At 28.0% G+C, this 2,763-nt stretch carries 4 protein-coding genes; 3 read left to right on the top strand and 1 reads right to left on the bottom strand.

Annotation, left to right across the window (positions count from 1 at the left end; all coding sequences use genetic code 11):
- Positions 1-392: 392 nt before the first annotated feature.
- Genes A500_RS16770 through A500_RS16760 form a run of 3 tightly spaced genes read left to right on the top strand, consistent with a single transcriptional unit; the run spans position 393 to position 2,076 of the window.
- Positions 393-935: a rubrerythrin family protein gene (locus A500_RS16770; protein ID WP_016208759.1), complete on the top strand. Its 543-nt coding sequence runs from the start codon at positions 393-395 to the stop codon at positions 933-935.
- Between the two features lie 13 nt (positions 936-948).
- Positions 949-1,683: a hypothetical protein gene (locus A500_RS16765; RefSeq protein WP_016208758.1), complete on the top strand. Its 735-nt coding sequence runs from the start codon at positions 949-951 to the stop codon at positions 1,681-1,683.
- 42 nt (positions 1,684-1,725) lie between these two features.
- The gene (locus tag A500_RS16760) at positions 1,726-2,076 is read left to right on the top strand and encodes a hypothetical protein (protein ID WP_016208757.1); all 351 of its coding nucleotides are present in this window, start codon (positions 1,726-1,728) and stop codon (positions 2,074-2,076) included.
- A 60-nt stretch (positions 2,077-2,136) separates the two neighbouring features.
- Here the strand turns inward: A500_RS16760 and pssA are convergent, their stop codons facing one another.
- A complete protein-coding gene (pssA, locus tag A500_RS16755; protein ID WP_016208756.1) occupies positions 2,137-2,658 on the bottom strand; it encodes a CDP-diacylglycerol--serine O-phosphatidyltransferase in 522 nt (173 codons plus the stop codon).
- Positions 2,659-2,763 lie beyond the last annotated feature (105 nt).

Below are 2,763 nucleotides of genomic sequence, written 5' to 3'. Positions count from 1 at the left end.
CCAAATACTTCTAGTTTCTCGCTATATGCTTATTTCACCGTCTATTTACCTTCGCCAACTTATATTAAGAATTTAAATTAATAATAAATTAAGTTATCGGTAAAAAATAATTGGTGAGGGACATTAAAATTTAGTTAAGCGTAGCAGACTATAATTGAGTTTGTTAACTGTTAACTGTTAACTGTTACCTAAGAAGCTTGCTTCGCAAAATAAATCTAAAGTTTACATTTAGCATTTGTTACCTGATACCTGTTCCCTGTTATCTAAAAAAATAAAAACAACTATGCACTGTGCCTTGTGAACTGAAAAATGCTTCGCAAAATATTACATAAGGTCACATTTAAATGATATATTGCATAAAATATAAGCGTATAAAGTTTTAGGAGAGAAGAATGGAACTAAAAGGAAGTAAAACAGAACAAAATTTATATAAGACATTTGCAGGTGAATCAAGAGCAAGAAGTAGATACAATTTATACGCTGAAAGAGCAAGACTTGATGGCTATCAATGGGTAGGAGAAATATTCGATGAAATAGCAAATAATGAATTAGCTCATGCAAGAGAAGTATATGGAAAGTTCTTGAATTTGGTAATATGTACAAAGAACAATTTGGAAGATTGCATTTTAGGGGAAAGATCAGAATATGAAGATATTTACAAGAAATACGAAGAAGAGGCGAGAACAGAAGGATTCACTGAAATAGCTGATTTTTATAAGGAATTAGCAGAAACAGAAGAAAATCATGCAGAAACTTTTAAAGTTCTATATGACAGGATTGAAGATGGAACAATGTTCAAAGGACCAAAAGGATCATTGTGGGTATGTATGAATTGTGGGTATGTACATGAAGGTGAAGAGGCTCCAATAATATGTCCACTATGTAAATATCCTAGAGCTTATTATAAACCATATTATAAGATCAGCAATGATTAAGGAGGATAGTATAGTGTTTATATCAATACCAAAAGAATTTTTTGTCCCTGTATTGTTTAATGAAGAGTTTAGATATAATTTTGAATCTAATACTATGGATTATGAAACTGAAAGTGAAATAAAAGAAGAGCAAGTTGAAAGTTGTAGATGGAGATTAGCAGACAAAGAAGATTCTGTAGAAGCTTATCATGGAAATGAAACAGAAGAAATACAAGAAGAGGAGATTCAAAACATAGAAGATAAAGTCATGGAGGAAAAGATAGCAAGTTACATGAAAGCATTTATGATATATATTGCTGCTCTTGAAGAGAGTTGTGAAGGGAAAAATAAAGAGGAAGAATTAAAGAAGTCAAATGAATATGCAAATAGATTTAGAAAAATATATGATGAATATAAAAAGATAATTTCAGAAATTAAAGAACCTTTAAGTGATGTTGATAAGGAGAGCTTAGTAAATTACTATATGGGAGAGTTTGAAGCAATGTATCAAGAACATTTAGGTTCATTAAAATGCAAAGAAGAGGATTATGAATATATAAGTAGAGCAATAGAGGAAGTTCTAGAAGAAACAAGAAAGATATTAAAAGAAAGCATAGATGCTTTAAATGATGAAATTATACGTAAACAAAAGAATCAAAAATTAGAAGACAGATTTAAATATGCATCTGAAATTTATAACAAAATAGATGATGAATTTTCAAGTGAATCCATAGAAATGGAAGCAGAAAAAAACAAAAATAATATATAAGTTTAGCATATATTACCTTACAGAATAGAGAGAGGTGATTAATTGCAATATAGAAGTTTAATTAAATCTCATTATAATGAAATTAATAATCTAACCAATCTACTTAATTCTATGGTGAATTCATATAGGCTTTTAGTAGGAGGAGCAAATGAACTAAATAATATATCAGAAGCCAAAAAAAGTCAGGTTAAAGAAGCTATAAAAAGAGCTGATGATTTAGGAGAAATAATAGATGAAATAATTAAGACTCTTGATGAATGCAGTGCATCTTATACAAAGTATTGTAAGATTAAAAAACAATATGTTGATGAAAAAACAAATAAAGATAATATATTGACAGAGATCGATTATGAAATACAATTTAATAATTCAGAAAGAGAAGATGAGGAATAAATTATTCTAAAAAAGCTATTTCAAATGTATTTGAAATAGCTTTAGATTTTAATTTCACTATTATAATTTTTTAAGTTTAAAAGTACTAACCATAAGATAAGCGCCAAGGATTAAAAGAACAATTGGAATCCATGGTGTTATTTTATAATTTAATGTAAAAAATACAAATACAGCTATAAAGCTTCCTGCAATAGTTATAGGAATTCCAGTATAAACACCGTCAAAAGAAGATGTGTTATATCTAGCCAATCTGAAAGCTCCACATATAGGAAATGCTAATAAAACAGCAAAGCCTATTATTCCAGCTGGACCTACTTTTTCTAAATCATACATTAAAAATGTAAGAATAGATGGTGCTACTCCAAAGGATACTAAATCAGCTAGAGAATCTAATTCTTTTCCAAGCTCACTTGTAACATTTAACCATCTAGCTATTCTTCCATCATATCTATCTACAAGTGCTGCTATTATTATAAAGAAGCAAGCAAATAAATAATTTTTTTCAAATGTGTATAAAATAGATATTATGCCACACGATAAATTAATGAATGTAAAAACATTTGGAATACAACTCTTTTTCATAAAATCACTCCTGGTTTAAAAAATACTAAGCAAAGTTAATGCTTTCTTAATATTTTATTATCAATGCAATATTATAACATATATTTAAAATAAATATAAGATGTT

Origin of the sequence: Clostridium sartagoforme AAU1 (genome assembly GCF_000401215.1) — a bacterium.
GTDB lineage: Bacteria > Bacillota > Clostridia > Clostridiales > Clostridiaceae > Clostridium > Clostridium sartagoforme.
Note: the sequence above shows the minus strand (reverse complement) of the source record. Positions and strands in the feature narration are given on the sequence as shown.